The sequence below is a fragment of the Pseudomonas sp. GW821-FHT12A04 genome (assembly GCF_058807755.1).
Window position 1 is genome coordinate 554,434 of record NZ_JBXAQZ010000001.1, and the last position, 15,887, is coordinate 570,320.

At 58.2% G+C, this 15,887-nt stretch carries 11 protein-coding genes; 1 reads left to right on the forward strand and 10 read right to left on the reverse strand.

Going from position 1 to position 15,887, the window contains the following annotated elements:
- Nucleotides 1-51 precede the first annotated feature (51 nt).
- From AC1RS8_RS02375 to AC1RS8_RS02415, 9 genes are all read right to left on the reverse strand, one after another.
- Nucleotides 52-4,746 carry an RHS repeat domain-containing protein gene (locus tag AC1RS8_RS02375; RefSeq protein ID WP_489339539.1) on the reverse strand — a complete coding sequence of 1,565 codons (4,695 nt, stop codon included), beginning with the start codon at nucleotides 4,744-4,746 and terminating at the stop codon, nucleotides 52-54.
- 44 nt (nucleotides 4,747-4,790) lie between these two features.
- Nucleotides 4,791-5,837, reverse strand: a complete 1,047-nt coding sequence (locus AC1RS8_RS02380) for a hypothetical protein (protein ID WP_139212592.1) — start codon at nucleotides 5,835-5,837, stop codon at nucleotides 4,791-4,793.
- A gap of 215 nt (nucleotides 5,838-6,052) precedes the next feature.
- Nucleotides 6,053-6,979 carry a sigma 54-interacting transcriptional regulator gene (locus tag AC1RS8_RS02385; RefSeq protein WP_102670657.1) on the reverse strand — a complete coding sequence of 309 codons (927 nt, stop codon included), beginning with the start codon at nucleotides 6,977-6,979 and terminating at the stop codon, nucleotides 6,053-6,055.
- Between the two features lie 55 nt (nucleotides 6,980-7,034).
- The gene (locus AC1RS8_RS02390) at nucleotides 7,035-7,616 is read right to left on the reverse strand and encodes an alpha/beta hydrolase (protein ID WP_090452457.1); all 582 of its coding nucleotides are present in this window, start codon (nucleotides 7,614-7,616) and stop codon (nucleotides 7,035-7,037) included.
- Between the two features lie 289 nt (nucleotides 7,617-7,905).
- Nucleotides 7,906-8,307, reverse strand: a complete 402-nt coding sequence (locus AC1RS8_RS02395) for an ExbD/TolR family protein (RefSeq protein ID WP_349734809.1) — start codon at nucleotides 8,305-8,307, stop codon at nucleotides 7,906-7,908.
- 1 nt (nucleotide 8,308) lies between these two features.
- The gene (locus AC1RS8_RS02400) at nucleotides 8,309-9,034 is read right to left on the reverse strand and encodes a MotA/TolQ/ExbB proton channel family protein (protein ID WP_057712499.1); all 726 of its coding nucleotides are present in this window, start codon (nucleotides 9,032-9,034) and stop codon (nucleotides 8,309-8,311) included.
- 44 nt (nucleotides 9,035-9,078) lie between these two features.
- Nucleotides 9,079-9,885 (reverse strand): energy transducer TonB, encoded by an 807-nt coding sequence (locus tag AC1RS8_RS02405; RefSeq protein ID WP_489339538.1) that lies wholly within the window; start codon nucleotides 9,883-9,885, stop codon nucleotides 9,079-9,081.
- Between the two features lie 259 nt (nucleotides 9,886-10,144).
- Entirely contained in the window at nucleotides 10,145-12,505 is a 2,361-nt protein-coding gene (locus AC1RS8_RS02410; protein WP_489339537.1) for a TonB-dependent receptor, read from the reverse strand.
- A 134-nt stretch (nucleotides 12,506-12,639) separates the two neighbouring features.
- A complete protein-coding gene (locus AC1RS8_RS02415) occupies nucleotides 12,640-13,560 on the reverse strand; it encodes a TauD/TfdA dioxygenase family protein (protein WP_090452452.1) in 921 nt (306 codons plus the stop codon).
- A 183-nt stretch (nucleotides 13,561-13,743) separates the two neighbouring features.
- Between AC1RS8_RS02415 and AC1RS8_RS02420 the strand changes: the two genes are divergently transcribed.
- Entirely contained in the window at nucleotides 13,744-14,664 is a 921-nt protein-coding gene (locus AC1RS8_RS02420; RefSeq protein WP_090452450.1) for a LysR family transcriptional regulator, read from the forward strand.
- A gap of 105 nt (nucleotides 14,665-14,769) precedes the next feature.
- Here AC1RS8_RS02420 and AC1RS8_RS02425 read toward each other — a convergent pair whose 3' ends face one another.
- Nucleotides 14,770-15,783: an ABC transporter substrate-binding protein gene (locus AC1RS8_RS02425; protein WP_154861275.1), complete on the reverse strand. Its 1,014-nt coding sequence runs from the start codon at nucleotides 15,781-15,783 to the stop codon at nucleotides 14,770-14,772.
- Nucleotides 15,784-15,887: the final 104 nt, after the last annotated feature.

Genomic DNA, 15,887 nt, shown 5'->3' on the forward strand with positions numbered 1-15,887 from the left:
TTCAAGTTGATATTCCATTTTGAAAAAATCTAGATCTCTGCTCATCGTTGTTCAAACACCGCGCAGCTTGATGATCTGCTCGCCAATCTCATGGGTGAATGACTCCAGAGCGTCCAGCGCATCGCTTCGAAATTTCTGGGCACTGAAACCCTCAGTCAGTGATGGCCAGTAGTCTTGAAGCAATGCGTCGGCTTTGGCAGCGTACTTTTCCGAATTCGCGACCACGAATGCTGATTTGGCAGCGATACCCACCCCACTGGTGACCGTTTTTGCCGTCAACACGTTGTTCAGCCGGCTCTGTAATTTGACCGTGTTTCTCAATGCCTCACTTGCCGTAGAAACAGCGCCGTGTAGACGCCGCCCCACCGCCACCCGCGCTGCCCCTCGCTGTGCAGCCACCACGTCTGCCAGGGAGCCGACACTTTTCGTCAACGCAAAGCCAATGCCTTTACTGCCAATTTTTGCAACCGCGGTGGCCCCCAACGACACCACTCCCAGCGCCAGCGACGAGTAGGTCAATATCTGGGCGCCAAGGCTATCCGGGGCCAGTTCATCGACAACCGCGGAGGCAATTGAAACTGTCGCGGAAATGACCTCCAGGGTTAAAAAGGCCAAGGCGTTGGCCGAGATCGGCACGAGTGGTGCGGTTGCGCCCATGGTCACGACGGTGAGGGCAATCGCGGCGGCGGCCAGGGCGGCAGTCACTCCGATTTTCACCCATCCCAGGGTCGGGATATGCCCGGTGGGATCCTTGAGATTGACCGGATCCCCCAGACAATAGGCATAGGCATTGAGGCCGCCACCCTCAAAGGGGCTCCAACTGTCGGGGCTGTGAAATCGCATCAATCGGGGGTTGTAGGCCCGATACCCCCTGCCGAGCAGGTAACACCCGGTTGAAGGGTCCAGTCGCTCACCCTGAAACCCCAGCAGGGCGCCAAGTCCGCTCGATGCGGGGCGATCACCATAAGGAAGGCAGGACAAAACAGATTCGTCTTGAGATCCAAGGCGAGCAAGGGCGGTGCCCTGACCATCCGTGACAAACAAGACAACATCGTCACCTTGCTGCTCGGCCAAGTACTTGCCGTCGCCTGACAACAGACTGCGTCGATGGTTACCCGCCACTTCGCTGCACAGCGCATGTTCGCTATGGAAAAGCCTGATCAACTCTGCGGATTCGGCAGCCACCGCATGCAATTGATCTTCGCCGTCGAATTGATAGTGCGTGCGACCGCCAGCGCTGGCGACACTTTCGAGCCGACTCAGCGTGTCATACCTGAACGTGCGCCCCTGGTTATCATTGAGCAGATTACCGTTGGCATCGTATTCGAAACTCACTTGCCCGGGCTGATAGTGCGCGTGACTGTGAGTCATTGAACTCAACTGGGTTTTGTCAGGACGATCGTAGGAAAACCTGCACAGGTTCTCCTCACCATCGAACCCCGTACGCACCGTCAACAGGTTGTCGAGGTAGTCGTAGGTGAACGCCTGAAAATCAATGCGTTTTCCCCAGGCATCGATCGGTGCCTGCGTGCCTTCACAGTCATAGCGCGTCAGACGCCCGCGGCTGTCGTAGGCGAAGGTTTCTGTACGTGACTGCGCACCGGACACCAGCGATCGTTGCTGAAGTTTGTCATCGGCCCCAAACGCTTGAATGACCTCCAGGCGAGATCCGTCGCCGAACTGCGAAATACGCTGAATCTCACGACCGAACTCATCGTGAACCAAGGTGGTCGTCAGCGAACGTTTCGAGGCGGTGTCCTCGACACTCAATGTCAGCAACTGGCCCCGGGCACCGTAGGCGTACTTCGCCAGAACCGGTCCCTGCCGTATTTCCACGGGCCGCGCCGCAGCGTCATGGATGTAAGTGGTTTCTACATCGTTGACATCGATAAAGCTGATGGGCAGCCCATTCAATGAATGGGTAGTGGCAGTGCCGAAGCGGCCTTCGCTGGAGATCCACTCCCGGGACTTTTCTTTGCCCGACCTGGAGTACTCAAACCGGCGCTGAATGGCAGGGCTGGAGGTTTCGACGAGTTGCCCGGTCAATGGATCAAATCGATGCCTGGCTGATTCAGCGTGGCCGCCCATCCGCGCGGTCACTGCCCCGTTGAGCATGGGATCAAGGGCGAACCTGAAAACATCGCCCGCCGCCGTCACTTGCTGCAAAGCTTGAGCACCACCCCCCTCATAGGTCCTGGTTTCGGTTCTGCCGCCGACGGTCGTACGAGTGACACGCAACAAACCGTCGTAAGTCCGGGTGCCCAATACGTAGTCATCGGCACTGATTTCGATTGGATGATCACCCGTGCTCAGGGGGTCATACTTTTTTTTTATCGAAGTGCCATCCGGCAGAATCGTCTCGATCAGACGCCCGTAAAGGTCATAACGGAAGCTCGTTTCGAATCCCGCCTCGTTGGTTTGCGTCAGGCAACGCCCAAGTCCGTCGTAGGTAAAAGTCGCGGTGATAGTGACCGCACCTTCGGAGTCGATGCGTTCTTCCCGGTCCGGCTTACCGAACACGTTCAATACAGAACGGGTTTTTCCAGCGCCGTCGAGCCAGCAAGTTCGAGTCAATGAAACCGGGTCAAACACATCGTTTACCGGGACACCGTCAGAACCTACCGTTCTGCATACGCGCCCCCAGCCGTCGTGGCTGTAGGTCGTGGTTGACTCGGTGGCCTTGCCCTCGGACCAGTCCTGGCTGACTTCGCTCACCAGTCGCCCAAAATTGTCGTAGTGGGCCTCATAGGTCAGACGTAATGGTCTGTCGGCTGAATCGAAATCCTGAACCTTGACCTTGGTCGTGCGCCCGACCCCGTCGAGCCAAATCTTGCTCAGCACTCCCCGTATGTTGGTGATGCCGATGGTTGCGCCGTCCTCTGACTGGCTTTCGCCGTAGAATTCAGTGATGCGTGACGCGATATCCGTTCCATCGAATGCCGCTGTCTCGCGAACGACACGGTTCAGATTGTCGTACTTCTTCAACAACTCATTGCCGCCCCCATCCCGAAGCTTGACTTCCTGTCCGATAAATCGGTCATGCCAGACATTGCGATCATGCCTTTCACTACCCACGAACAATCGTTGAAGGGTTTTTACCCAATCTCCATCAATTGAATATTTGAATTCGAGACGGCGGTGACCGTTGTGCCCGGTTTGCGAGCGACTCTTGAGGCGTCCGTAAAATGCATCGCTGGCATCATCGATGTACTCGAATCGAGTATCCACGCATGGCTTGTTGTTCCCGCCTTCAAACAACCTTTCGCTTTGAGGCAACAAAAACCGATGACCGCCTTCGCGCAAGGAGGGCAAGTCGATGTAGGAAAAACGGACAATGACTGTCGGCGCCGGGGCAAAATCAGGTGAAGGCGTGACCGATCGCTCCTTCAATGCCGTGATGAAGCCCAGTGAATTGGGGGGGCAACCCTCGGCACCTTCGGCCGGATAATAGACGTAGTCCTCCCGGGCTCCGCTCGGATTGATCTGGGTTAGCAGATTGCCGAATTCATCATAGGTCGTATGGGTAGTTTCGGTTCGGCGCGTGGCGCTCGCGGAAATATCGACATAACTGACGACAGCTGTTTTCTGCAGTTGGAAATGGGCGGGCTGACCAGAGAAGTCCAGACCGTCAACATCGTGATAAACAACCGTTTTTTGCTGAACCTTGCCGTTGGAAATGGATTTTTCCGAGATCATCAGGTGAAAGCGGTTGTAGGTTCTTTCGATGCGACTCAGTTCAACCGCATTAACACCCTCCCCCGCAACCAGGCGTTCGGTGCAGGAGTAGGTGTAAGGTCCTTTGTGCCCATGCAGATGGTCCCCGTCCTGCACCCAACGAAGTCCCGATTGATAGCCGAGGAAATTTTTGTCGGAGTATTCATAGACACGGGTTATCGTCGGCAACCCTGTACCCGGCACCAGAACACTGCGCCGCACCGCCGGCAAGGCATTGATCGGTGCCCCGAGCGGCAACCGATGCTTCTGAGGAGCGTACTCGATACGCTCGACACTGCCGCCCGGCGCGCGGACATCCGTCATGACCAGAAAACCATCGAGTAACTGGTAATCGAATGACCATGCAAGGTGCTCGGCAGAACCGTGATCAAGGGTTATCTGCCGAAGCCAACCATCACGAACCCGTAAAACAAATTTCAAGCGTCTTGGCGGATGATCAGGCCATACGGTAATGCTGGCGGGTTGATCTTTCGTTTCATGATTCAGGGCCACGACGCGTTGTTGCTGATCGTGAATTTCGTGCAGGACGCGACGGCCCCGTACCAACATGTATTTCAGGTTGATCGAGCGCCCTTCGTTGGAGAAGACATGTTCGGGCAACCATTCATCATAAGTTTCATCCGGCCTGACCAACCTCTCGATCAGACCGTTTTTATGGCTGACAACCAGGTTGTCGCCGTCGAGCGTGACCCGAGTGTCTTGAAGCTTTTTATCCCGGACGATGAGCTGCCCTCTGCTGATGTAGACACGGTAAGAAACACCGCTTGCAAGGGTCAGCTTACGGGTCTTTCGATTGTAGGAGCTCAAGCCCAATGACCAACCGCGTCCCCAACCGAAATCCGTTGTGCGGAAACTATCGAATGAAATACTGAAGGGTATCAGCGGACCGTTGATATTGTTGGCCACCCACCCCGCGAGATTAATGCTGGTACTATAAGAGCCGGTACGGACGTCCACTCCAGACTGTATAAATTCAGAAAAATTGAACGCACTGGATTCCACTTCTGGCATAGCTGTACTCATCATCATTCCTTGACGCTGCAGATACAGTAAAATTAAACAACTTCGATCATCGAAGGGCTTTGGGTGTTCATTGCGACGTCGACTTCATGCCCGTTCCCATACATATCCCGAACAAACATCTTCACCGACAATTGATCGTAGCGAACTGTGGACGCTCCGCCTTTTCTGGCAAAGTGCATCAAAAAAGTGACTTTGCCTTGCTCATCATGGTAGGTCGCAATTTTATCGGCTGTTTCCCACAATGCCTCCGCGCCGTCATTAGACTTGAGCCCATTAAAATAGCCAACGGCGTAATACCCGAGATAGTCAGGATGTTCACTGCGTGCATGCAATACGCCGGCAATCGAGCAATCGACGAATTTTATATGGTGCTGGTCCACTAACAGGTCCAGGACATATCGATCAACCTTGGCAACGTTCTCTGTCGGCTTCCAGTTGGCGGACAGGTGTTTGACCCTGAACTGTTCTTTTCGATAGATCGGCGGTGGCACGGTCCTCAGGCTTATTTCACCGAATTCCGAGGTTTCTTCCGAATAGAACACCTTACCGTCCGAACGGGTAATGGCCGCAATCAGCTTGACGGGGTCGGGTGAGTTGCTGCTGACGTAGAACTCCTTGAGAAAGATGCCTTTCCCCCGCACAACCGGGCCATGCAGTTCACCCGTGTGAGGAAACGGCGCGTACGACAAGCGTCGCTCCAGCATGCACTTCCACACCGGTTCCTCGCCGTCTCGAATGGTGTCTATCGGCAGGGCTTTTCCGGAATAGGCATCCAGCAGTTGAATGCTGTCGAGTTCGCTTTCGGAAATTCCAACTACCTTTTGCCCTTCGTCGACAGCTTGTACAACTACCATCAATCTCAACTGCTGGTATCCGTTGGCGTAAATTATGTTTCCGCCCGAAGTCGAGAAAACCTGAAGTCGTTTGAGGTCTATCCACTCAGGAGAATCAGCCTCTTGAAAAGACTGGGGCGCCATCTCCGGGTCAGCAGGCATATAACCCTCGACAAGGGGATTGATATCTTTCAACTCATCGTCGACACCTGGAGCTATCGCAGCATTATTTCCAACAAACTTCACAGAAAAATCCTTTTTCATATGATATGTAACAACGACGGATATCAATGTATCCAGGGAGAAACTAGAAGATATGTCAAAACCTATTAGCTCACAAAATACAAAATTGTTACAATCACACTGCAAATAGTACAAAATATAACAGCAACAATCAGCGCCCATAAAAAAACCAGGCAACCATCAATTGCCCGGTTTCGTTATAACGCCAATAAACGTACTTATATATTGATGCTTGCGAAATATTCTTTCAGCGCCCGGACTTCAGCGACATCCCCTTGTTGAATAAGTTGATCTATCCATCCTCGTACAAGAACCGCAGATGGACGGACAACCGGCAGATTCAAATGCTCCGGCAAGATTTCGTCACCCGTACTGACCAGTAATGCAAAGTGAATGACGTTCTCCAGTTCCCTGGTATTGCCCGGCCAACTGTGCCGTTCCAGCACAAGCTGCGCCGCTTCGCTGATCAGCGGCACTGGCAAGTCGAGACGCTGGCTGTAGATACCGAGGAAGTATTCGGCCAGCGGCAGGATGTCACCTGTGCGTTCGCGCAGTGCCGGCAGCTCGAGTTGGCCTTCGCTGAGGTAGTGATAAAGGCGTTCATGGAATTTTCCGGCGGCAACCGCCTGGGCCAGATCGATGCTGGTGGCCGCCACCAGACGCACATCCACCGGGCTCGGCTGATGGGCTCCGACGCGGGTGACTTCGTGGTTCTCCAGGGCAGCGAGCAATTTGGTCTGGATCGGCAGCGGCAGGTCGCCGATTTCGTCCAGGTATAGCGTGCCGCCATTGGCCGAACCGAACCACCCGGCGCGACTGCTCGCCGAGCCGCTGTAGCTGCCCGCCGCATAGCCGAACAATTCGGCGTCGGCGTAGGTCGGGCTGATGGCGCCGCAGTTGACCGACACGAACAACCCGCCGCGATCACTGGCGCGGTGGATATGGCGGGCCAGCAACTCCTTGCCGGTGCCGGTTTCGCCACGGATAAGCACTGACACTGAACGCGTGGCCAGTTGCTCAAGGTCTTCACGTAATTGTCGTGAACGCGGATCGACAAACACCAGCGCCTTGGCGCGGATGCTCAGGGGACTTTTTTCCGCATCGGGAAAGGTCAGCAGCGGCTGGCCGAAGGTTTCAAAGCTCATGGCAGACTCCCGCCCAAAACCGCCGGGAGACGGGGGCGTTAAATAAAGAAAGTGTTCAAGCGCGGCGCAGGGCGTGGTGTTCCATGCGGTTTTGCAGTCGATAGAGGTAGGCAAAACCTTGCTCCCAACGCTGGTGACCGGACTTCACGTTGATGTGCCCGGCCCCCGACAGAATCCCCGCCTCGGCGCCCCAGTTACGCGCCAGCTCCAGGGCCCGCGGTGCACTGACGGCGCTGTCGTTGTCGGAGCTGACAACCTGGCTGGGGAACGGCAGCAGATCCGTCGGTATCGGTGCGAAGTTGCGCAACGCCGGCGCGCAAGCCGGGCGTTCGACATCTGCCGGTGCGACGAGCAACGCGCCGCGCACTTGACGCAAAAACTGCACGGGGGCACTCGCGGCCCAATGGGCGACGGTGATGCAACCCAGGCTGTGGGCAATGAGAATCACCGGCGTGCTGTCGGCGGCAATCGCCTCGGCCAGCGCCGCGACCCAGTCTTCACGGCGCGGCGTCAACCAGTCGGCCTGTTCCACCCGTGCGCTATTCGGCAGGCTGTTCTGCCAGTGGCTTTGCCAATGATCTTCTGGCGATCCTTGCCAGCCCGGCACAATCAGGTAGCGAATTGATTCGTTGCGCATGGGGGAGCTCTCCTGCTGCGTGTCTGTTCCAGGTCGAGTATAGGGAGAGGATTTATATTCGTTAAGGAATAAGAAGCTATTTATTAATATCCATATCGAATATTAAATACATAACCTGTGGGAGCGAGCTTGCTCGCGATAGGGCCCGGACATTCAACATCGATGTCGTTTGATCCACCGCCATCGCGAGCAAGCTCGCTCCCACAGCGGTACTGCGGCGTTGCGAAAATCGAGGCAAAAAAAAGGGCCGCACCCTGCCAAGGAGACGGCCCCGGAAAACGAAAATCCGTTAACGCGCAGTAATCACCGACAACCTGGTAATCCCTGCCCGTTCAATCGACGCCATGGCCCGTGCCACTTCGCCGTAATTCACCCCATCGTCCGCCTGCAACTGCACGCGCACCTCGGGGTCCTTGGCCTTCGCCGACTTGAGGTTGAACTCCAGCAAGTCCGGCTGTATCTCGTCCTTGTTGATAAACAGTTTGCCGACACCGTCGATGCTCACCACCAACGGGTCTTTCTGCTCCACCGGCGCCACCGCTTCGGTCTTGGGCAGGTTGATCGGAATGGCGTTGGTCAGCAGCGGTGCGGTGACGATGAACACCACCAGCAACACCAGCATCACATCCACCAGCGGCGTCACGTTGATCTCACTGAGCACCTCATCGGTGTCTTGCGTGGAGAAGGCCATATCAGGACGCCTCCTTCACTTTCTGCACGCTGCCCTGGGCCGCCACTTTGTGCGCCGTCGGGTGGATCAGCACACGGAACGAACTCTTCTGCGCCAGGCTGTAGAAGTCGTGGGCGAAGTCATCCAGGTCCGCCGCCGTCAGTTTCAAACGACGCAAAAAATAGTTGTAAACCAGCACCGCCGGCACCGCGACGGCGATCCCTACGCCGGTGGCGACCAGTGCCGCACCAATCGGCCCGGCGACCGTTTCAAGGCTTGCCGAGCCCGCCGCGCTGATGCCTTTCAACGCTTCCATGATTCCCCACACCGTGCCGAACAGACCAATGAACGGCGAGGTGCTGCCAATGCTCGCGAGTACCGCCAACCCGGTTTCCAGCGACCGGCGCTCGCGCACGATCTGCTGTCGCAAGGCACGCTCCAGACGATCCTGATGATTGATCGCCTGGCTCAGGTCCGCCGCCTGCGGCGCCTCGCCCACCTGGATGGCCGCATAACCGGCCTGTGCAACCCGGGCTGCCGCTCCGGGCCGGGTTTCGCTCAGCTCGGCCGCCGAGTCGAGACTCGAAGCGGCCCAGAACTGTTGATGAAACTTTCGATCCTGTGCCTTGAGGCGACCGAACTGCACGCCCTTGAGCAATGCCAGACCCCAGGTCGCGACGGAAAAAACCACCAGCAGCCAGATCACCGCGCTTTCGATGGATTCAAGTGGAGATGCCAGTAACGTCATGATGTATTCCTCGTGTAAACGTTTCGCGCGAATTTGGTTTCGGTTTAATGAATCTTGAAATCGATGGGCACGCTGACCCAACCGTCCTGGGCGACATCACCCTGTTTGGCCGGCACGAAACTCCAGCGCTTCACCGCGTTCAGCGCTGCTTCGTCCAACGCATCGCGGCCGCTGCTTTTCTGGATCTGGACCTCGCCGGGCTTGCCGCTGGCCAGCACATGCACGCGCAACAGTACCGTGCCTTCCCAGCCACGACGCTGGGCCAGCGAGGGGTATTCCGGCGCCGGATTTTTCAAATAGCCCGCGTTCGCTGAAGCAGGTGTCACGGGAGCTGGAGCCGGGGGAGCAGGTGGCGCAGGAGCCGCTACGGGCGCTGCCGGTTTCGGCGGCGCGGGTGGTTGCTCAACGGCCTTGGGCGCCGGTTTCGGTATCGGCTTGGCAACCGTTTTGGGCTTGGGAACCGGCTTCGGTGGCGGCGGCTTCACAGCCAGTTCGTCTTCCACGGGCGCAGGCGGCTCAACCACTGGCTGGACAGGTTGCGGTGGCGGCTCGACCACCGGTGGCGCCGGACGCGAGAACTCGATGGTCATCGGCGGAATCTGCGGTGGCACGATGGGCAGCACGGTGGTCGGTTGCTGATTGACCCAATAGATCACCGCGCCATGCACCAGCAACGCCAGCAAGCCCAGCACGATCGTTTCCCGTCGGCGAAGGACGCCTTGTGGCGCGCGCTGCAAACGCAACTGGCCCAAGGGCACCCGGTGCGGTCGGCCGAGGTCGACCAGCTCACCACCGGGTGCCAGGCGCCACAGCACTTCATGTGTACCGGCGGCGGTCTGGACATTGCCCATTGTTTAACTCCTTGCGGTCTCTTTGCGGATTACCGGAACGTCGTGCTGAACATCCCCCGACGACGTCCTGGTAGAGCAATCATTGGCTTGAACGCTTAGCGCTGAAAGTAATGTTTAAACTTATGTTTAGACCTTTAGCGAATATATAAAACCATCAACCCACCGCCAGAGCCCGCCGTTCAAGGGCTCCGGCGTAGTGGAAAAAAACCGATGCCTTGCCCGCATTGAAAGTATTCATCCAAGGCATGGTTTTTCGCCGTCAGAAGTCGTATCGACCGGTCACGCCCAGCGTTCGCGGTGTGCCGAGCAGGCCTTCATAACCGCCATTGGCAGCCGTCCACAGCGTCGTGTAGTAGGTTTTGTCGAAGGCGTTTTTCAGCCACAGCGAAACGTCCCACTGCCCCTGGTTGAAGTCGCCGCGAAGTCCGGTGGACAGGTTGACCACCGCATAACTCGGGATCTGCCCGAAGTCGGAGTCTTCCACCGTGCCCACCGCTTTGGAGCGGAACGCATAGCTGGCGGTGACGTACTCTTCGAAGCCGTTGCTCAGGTTCCATTTGTATTCGCCATTGGCGTTGCCGATCCATTTCGAAGCACCGACCACTTGATGGCCGCTGAGGTCGCAGGACGCTGGAGCGCCCGGCGCCAGGCTGACTTCCGGCGGGCACGGCGCGTCCTTGTAGGAGAGGTAGCTGACGTCGTTGTACGAGCCGTTGATGTTCAGCGTCAGGCCACGCAGCGGGATCAGGGTGCTTTCGAACTCCACGCCACGGGAGCGCACGGAGCCGGCGTTCGTCAGGTATTGCACGCGATTGATGGCGTCGTAGGCGTTGGTCTGATAGCCGTTGACCTGGGTCCAGAACAGGTTGGCATTGAGTTGCAGGCGACGGTCCCACAGGGTGCTCTTGAAACCGAGCTCGGCGTTATTGGCGCGCTCGGTGCCGATCAGCAGCGAGTCGGCGCCGGCAACCGCTGCCGTGCCTACCGCCAGATTGACCCCGCCGGACTTTTCGCCATGGGACAAGGTGGCGTATGTGAGCAGGTCGTCGGTGATGCGGTAGCTGAGGTTCAACAGACCCGAAGGGCTGGAGCTGTACTGATTCAGATCGCCGGAGTCGAAGACGCCAGCGCGAGCACGTCGTGCCGCAGCCGCCGCACCGGTAACCGCTGCACCACCCACCGGGGCATCACGGGTGACATTGGCGCTTTTCTCTTCATAGGTGCCACGTAGCCCGGCGGTGAAATCCAGGCGTTCGGTCAGGTGCCAGGTGCCTTGGGCGAACAGCGCAAAGCTGTTGGTTTCGATGTGACCGTTGCCGACGCTGTCGATGTTGTTCAGCGCACCGTTAGGTGTACCGCTCCAGATGTCCGCTTGCGGTCCGTAGAAGGTGAAGGATTTGTTGTCCAGGTCGGAACCGAAGTAGTAGGCGCCGAGCACGTAATCGAAGAATCCACCGGTAGGCGACGCCAGGCGAAACTCCTGAGAGTACTGCTTATCCTCCACCGAAACGCCAGCGTTGTGGAAGGCGGATACGTTCAGACCATCATCGTTGCGCGGGGTGAAATTCCACCAGCGATAGGAGCTGATAGAGGTCAGGGTGAAGTCGCTTGGCAGCGTCCAGTTGGCCTCGACCGAAGTACCGCCCTGATGCACGGTGACGTGCTGTTCGTTGTTCAGGTTGACCTTGCGGTGCGTGCCGTCGACCAGTGTCGCGCCCGCCGCGTTGGCCCGGGTCTGATACAGGTTGGTGCCATTGATGGTTGGGCCGGTGTTGTACAACACACGTGTGCCGGCGCTGGAATCTTCCTCGTTGTAGTCGCCGATCCAGCGCAAGTTGAACGACTCGTTAGGCTTGAACAGCAACTGCCCACGGAAGCCTTCGCGGGAGCCACCGTTCAAATCGTGGCCGTCGAATTCATTCTTGATGTCACCGTCGCTGCGGGTGCGATACGCGGAAAAACGTCCCGCCAGTTCGTCATTCAGCGGGCCGGAAATCGTGCCCTTGGTCTGGAAGTAGCCGTCCTCGCCCACCGAAGATTCGATGCTGCGTTCAGGGGTAAAGGTCGGCGCGCGGGTGCTGATGTTGATCACGCCGGCGGTGGTGTTCTTGCCGAACAAGGTGCCTTGCGGACCACGCAGCACTTCGAGCTGCTCGATGTCCATCAGGTCGAATACGGCCATGCCGGGGCGGCCGAGGTAAACGTTGTCGATGTACAGGCCGACACTGCCTTCCAGGCCATCGCTGGCCGGGTTGTTGCCCAGGCCACGGATCGACACGCTGGATTGGCGCGCATGCATGTAGGCGACGTTGACGCTCGGCACCAGTTGCTGCAGATCCTGGATGCGATAGACCCGCTGGGTTTCCAGAGTCTGGCCGCTGACCACGCTCATCGGCGTCGGCACATCCTGAGAACTTTCTTCGCGGCGGCGAGTGGTGACCGTCACGGTTTCCAATTGCGCGCTGTCGGCCGTGGCGGCCTTGGCCGGAATGGATTCCGGGGTGGCGCTGTCGGCTGCATAGCCTTGGGTCCAACTGGCGCTGCCTGCCAGCAACAAGGCCAGTGGCAGGCGTTTGAGCCGTTGGGGTGAAGAGGTTGAAGCGAGGTGCAACGGACTCATAAGGCGGGGTTCCCGATCAAAGTAAATGCTTTGTTGCTTGCCAGGCCGCCATCGCGAGCAAGCTCGCTCCCACACTGATCCTGTGAACTCCGAAGATCCCCTGTGGGAGCGAGCTTGCTCGCGATAGCGTCAGTTCAGACGCCGTCGATATCCGGCCCTTTCACCGTCTGGCTGACCTGCCCGTTCACCCCCACCGGCACTTCCCCCTTGAGCGTCACCCGGCGCACGATGCGATCCTGGGTCCCGTAGTCATCCACTGCGTAATGCTGGGTGGAGCGGTTGTCCCAGATCGCCACATCACCGGCCTTCCAGCGCCAGCGCACGATGTTTTCCTGGCGGATCACATGGCTCTGCAACAGACCGAACAGGTGCGCCGAATCGGCCTGGGAATAACCCTTGATGCGTTTGACGAAATGCCCCAGCAACAGGCTCTTCTCACCGCTGACCGGGTGCACGCGGACCACCGGGTGCTCGGTCTCGTACACGGTCGAAGTGAAAATCTTGCGATAGCGCTCCAGCTTCTCGGCCGAGACGTCAGGCCTGGTGCCGGCGTAGTCGTATTCGTTGCTGTGCACGGCGACCAGCTTGTCGGCCAGCTCACGCAGCTCCACCGACAACCCGTCATAGGCAGTGGCGGTGTTGGCCCACAGGGTGTCGCCGCCGAAAGCCGGGGCCACCACCGAGCGCAGGATCGAGGCTTTTGGGTAGGCTTCGACGAAGGTCACGTCGGTGTGCCAGGAGCTGGCACGCTGGCCCTCGGCACCGTCCAGCTCCAGCAGAAAGCGCGTGCCTTCGCGCACCGGTACGGTCGGGTGCGCCACCGGTTCGCCAAGCAGATGGGCGAACGCCTCCTGGCGTTGGTCGTCGAGCTGGGTCTGGTCGCGGAAGAAGATCACTTTGTATTGCAGCAGTGCCTGTTGAATGGCTTCAACAGTGGCGGCATCCAGCTCGCCCGAAAGCTGTACGCCACGGATTTCGGCACCGATGCGGCCGGCCACCGGATGGATTTCAAGCGCGTGAACAGCGGGTTGTACTGCGAAAGCGGCATTGCTCATGGGTAGACCCTCATCAGACTGCTTGCGGTTGAACCGGCCGCGAAACACTGCTCTATCTATATTCCATTTAGATCTAATAGATATCTACATGCTTCGTTGACGGAATAAGAGATTGCATTTAAAACCTCAGTCAACCCTCGTCGCAAATGCCTTCGAGCTATTTTTAGGATGCCGGAAAAGCATATGGATCTTCGCCAGTTGCGTTACTTCATCGCCCTCGACGAACACCGCAGTTTCGTGCGCGCGGCCGAGGCCATGGGCATTACCCAGCCGGCCTTCAGCCGCAGCATTCAGGGGCTCGAACACGAGTTCGGCTGCGTCCTGGTGGACCGTGGCAACAAGGATTTGCGCCCCACCCCTGAAGGCCTGGTGGTGCTGCAACATGCCCGCAGCCTGGTGCAGGGTGCGGCGTTGCTCAGTTGCGAAGTGACGCAGATGACCAAGCTCGATGCCGGTGAACTGCGCTTCGGTTGCGGCCCGGCGCCGGCGGTGAAACTGGTGCCGGATGCGGTGGCGCAGTTCATCAACGCGCACCCGAAAGTGCGCACCTGTTTCGAGGTGGATAACTGGGAGAAACTCAGCCGCGCCCTGAGCCGTGAAGAGATCGAATTCTTCATCGCCGACATCCGCCATTTCGAGTCCGATCCGAACTTCCAGACCCAGGCTCTGACGCCCAAGCGCGGCGTGTTTTTCTGCCGGCCAGGGCATCCGCTGCTGGCCAAGGAGAGCCTGTCGACCAACGACATGTTCGATTACCCGCTGGCGACCACGAAGATCCCGCCGGGCATTCGCAAACTGCTGGCAAACCTCAGTGGGCGGGTGGATTTTTCACCGACCATCGAGACCGAGCATTTTCCGGCGCTGGTGAAAGTGGTGCTGCAATCCAATGCCATCGGCGTGGGGACTGAAGAAGCGTTTGTTGAAGACATTGCCCAGGGCTCGCTGGTGCTGCTGCACTGGCGCAACCTGCCGCAGAACATTGAGAGCATGAATGCGCGGTGCGGGATTGTCAGCCGCACGGGGTTCCGGTTGTCACCGGCGGCGCGGGCGATGATCGAGACGTTGGTGGCGGTGGACAGGCAGCAGATGCCCGTTGCGGTTTAGGGCCTCATCGCGAGCAAGCTCGCTCCCACAGGGGACCTCCAGTGTTCACACGGTCAGTGTGGGAGCGAGCTTGCTCGCGATGAGGCCAATGAATTCACTAAAGATTCAGAGCTTCGCAGCAGCCAACTCCGGCGCCACCCAATCACTGACCTTGAACGACTTGCGAATCAGCTTCTGCTGCGAAGCCAGGTCCACGGCATCCTGCAATTTGCCGAGGAACACCGGGTCAAGCGTCGAGGGGAACACCTCGCTCAGTTTCTGATCCTTCAGGTCCTGCGTGAGGATCACCGCCGGATAACTCGCCAACCCCGACACCAACTGAATGTAGGCGTCCTTGTTGCTGTCCTGGGTCAGCCACTCCACGGCCTGCTGTTGGGCCTTGAGCAATTTCGCCACCGCCTCCGGATGCGCATCGACAAACTTTCCAGTCCCTATCAGCACCGCCTGCACGCTGCCCGCACCGCCCAGGTCCTTGGTATTTAGCGGTAACTCGGCCAGCCCCTTGGCTTGCAACGCCGTCAGCCCGGAACCGCCCCACGAGGCATCGATCTGCTTCGCCGCCAGCGCCGCGACCGCCGCGTTGAAGTCGAGGTTGATGACTTTCACATCCTTCTCGCTCAACCCCTGGCTAGCCAGCGCCGCGTCAAAGGACAGCTGGCTGGCGGTGCCACGGAAGATGGCCACGCGTTTGCCCTTGAGGTCCTGCAGGGTCTTGATCCCTGAACCCGGCACCACGCCGAGGTAATGCTTCACCCCGCGCGCCGAGGCGCTGAGCAGTCGCGTATCCAGACCATTGGACTTGCCGATGATGGCCGCCAGATCGCCGAGGTAGGCCAGGTCCACTTGACCGTTGGCGAACGCCTCGTTGATCACCGGGCCTGCGCCCTTGAAGAAGCTCCACTGAATCTTGATGCCTTGATCGGCGAAAGCCTTTTCGAAGATCTGTTGATCACGCAGCACATCCACGACACCGCCACCACTGTGCTGGGTACCGGCACTCAGGTCCGGCACGGCGATGCGGATTTCCTTGAGTTCACCAGCGTTGGCCGTGAAAGCCAGCAGACCCGCCAGGGCCGGTGCGGCGAACAGACTGATGACACGTTTGAAGGGAAGGTTCATGGGTGCGGCTCCTTGAGGCAACGGGCGTTGAGGAGCCGAAAGTAGGCCCAAGTAGAACCAACACTTAAATACTATAAATTCACATTTTTAGACTATTTGGATCT

Excerpts from the sequence above, each read along its gene's own strand:
- AC1RS8_RS02375 (WP_489339539.1), bottom strand. The coding sequence starts at position 4,746 with ATGCCAGAAGTGGAATCCAGTGCGTTCAATTTTTCTGAATTTATACAG.
- AC1RS8_RS02385 (WP_102670657.1), bottom strand. The coding sequence starts at position 6,979 with ATGAGCTTTGAAACCTTCGGCCAGCCGCTGCTGACCTTTCCCGATGCG.
- AC1RS8_RS02390 (WP_090452457.1), bottom strand. The coding sequence starts at position 7,616 with ATGCGCAACGAATCAATTCGCTACCTGATTGTGCCGGGCTGGCAAGGA.
- AC1RS8_RS02395 (WP_349734809.1), bottom strand. The coding sequence starts at position 8,307 with ATGGCCTTCTCCACGCAAGACACCGATGAGGTGCTCAGTGAGATCAAC.
- AC1RS8_RS02400 (WP_057712499.1), bottom strand. The coding sequence starts at position 9,034 with ATGACGTTACTGGCATCTCCACTTGAATCCATCGAAAGCGCGGTGATC.
- AC1RS8_RS02405 (WP_489339538.1), bottom strand. The coding sequence starts at position 9,885 with ATGGGCAATGTCCAGACCGCCGCCGGTACACATGAAGTGCTGTGGCGC.
- AC1RS8_RS02410 (WP_489339537.1), bottom strand. The coding sequence starts at position 12,505 with ATGAGTCCGTTGCACCTCGCTTCAACCTCTTCACCCCAACGGCTCAAA.
- AC1RS8_RS02415 (WP_090452452.1), bottom strand. The coding sequence starts at position 13,560 with ATGAGCAATGCCGCTTTCGCAGTACAACCCGCTGTTCACGCGCTTGAA.
- AC1RS8_RS02420 (WP_090452450.1), top strand. The coding sequence starts at position 13,744 with ATGGATCTTCGCCAGTTGCGTTACTTCATCGCCCTCGACGAACACCGC.
- AC1RS8_RS02425 (WP_154861275.1), bottom strand. The coding sequence starts at position 15,783 with ATGAACCTTCCCTTCAAACGTGTCATCAGTCTGTTCGCCGCACCGGCC.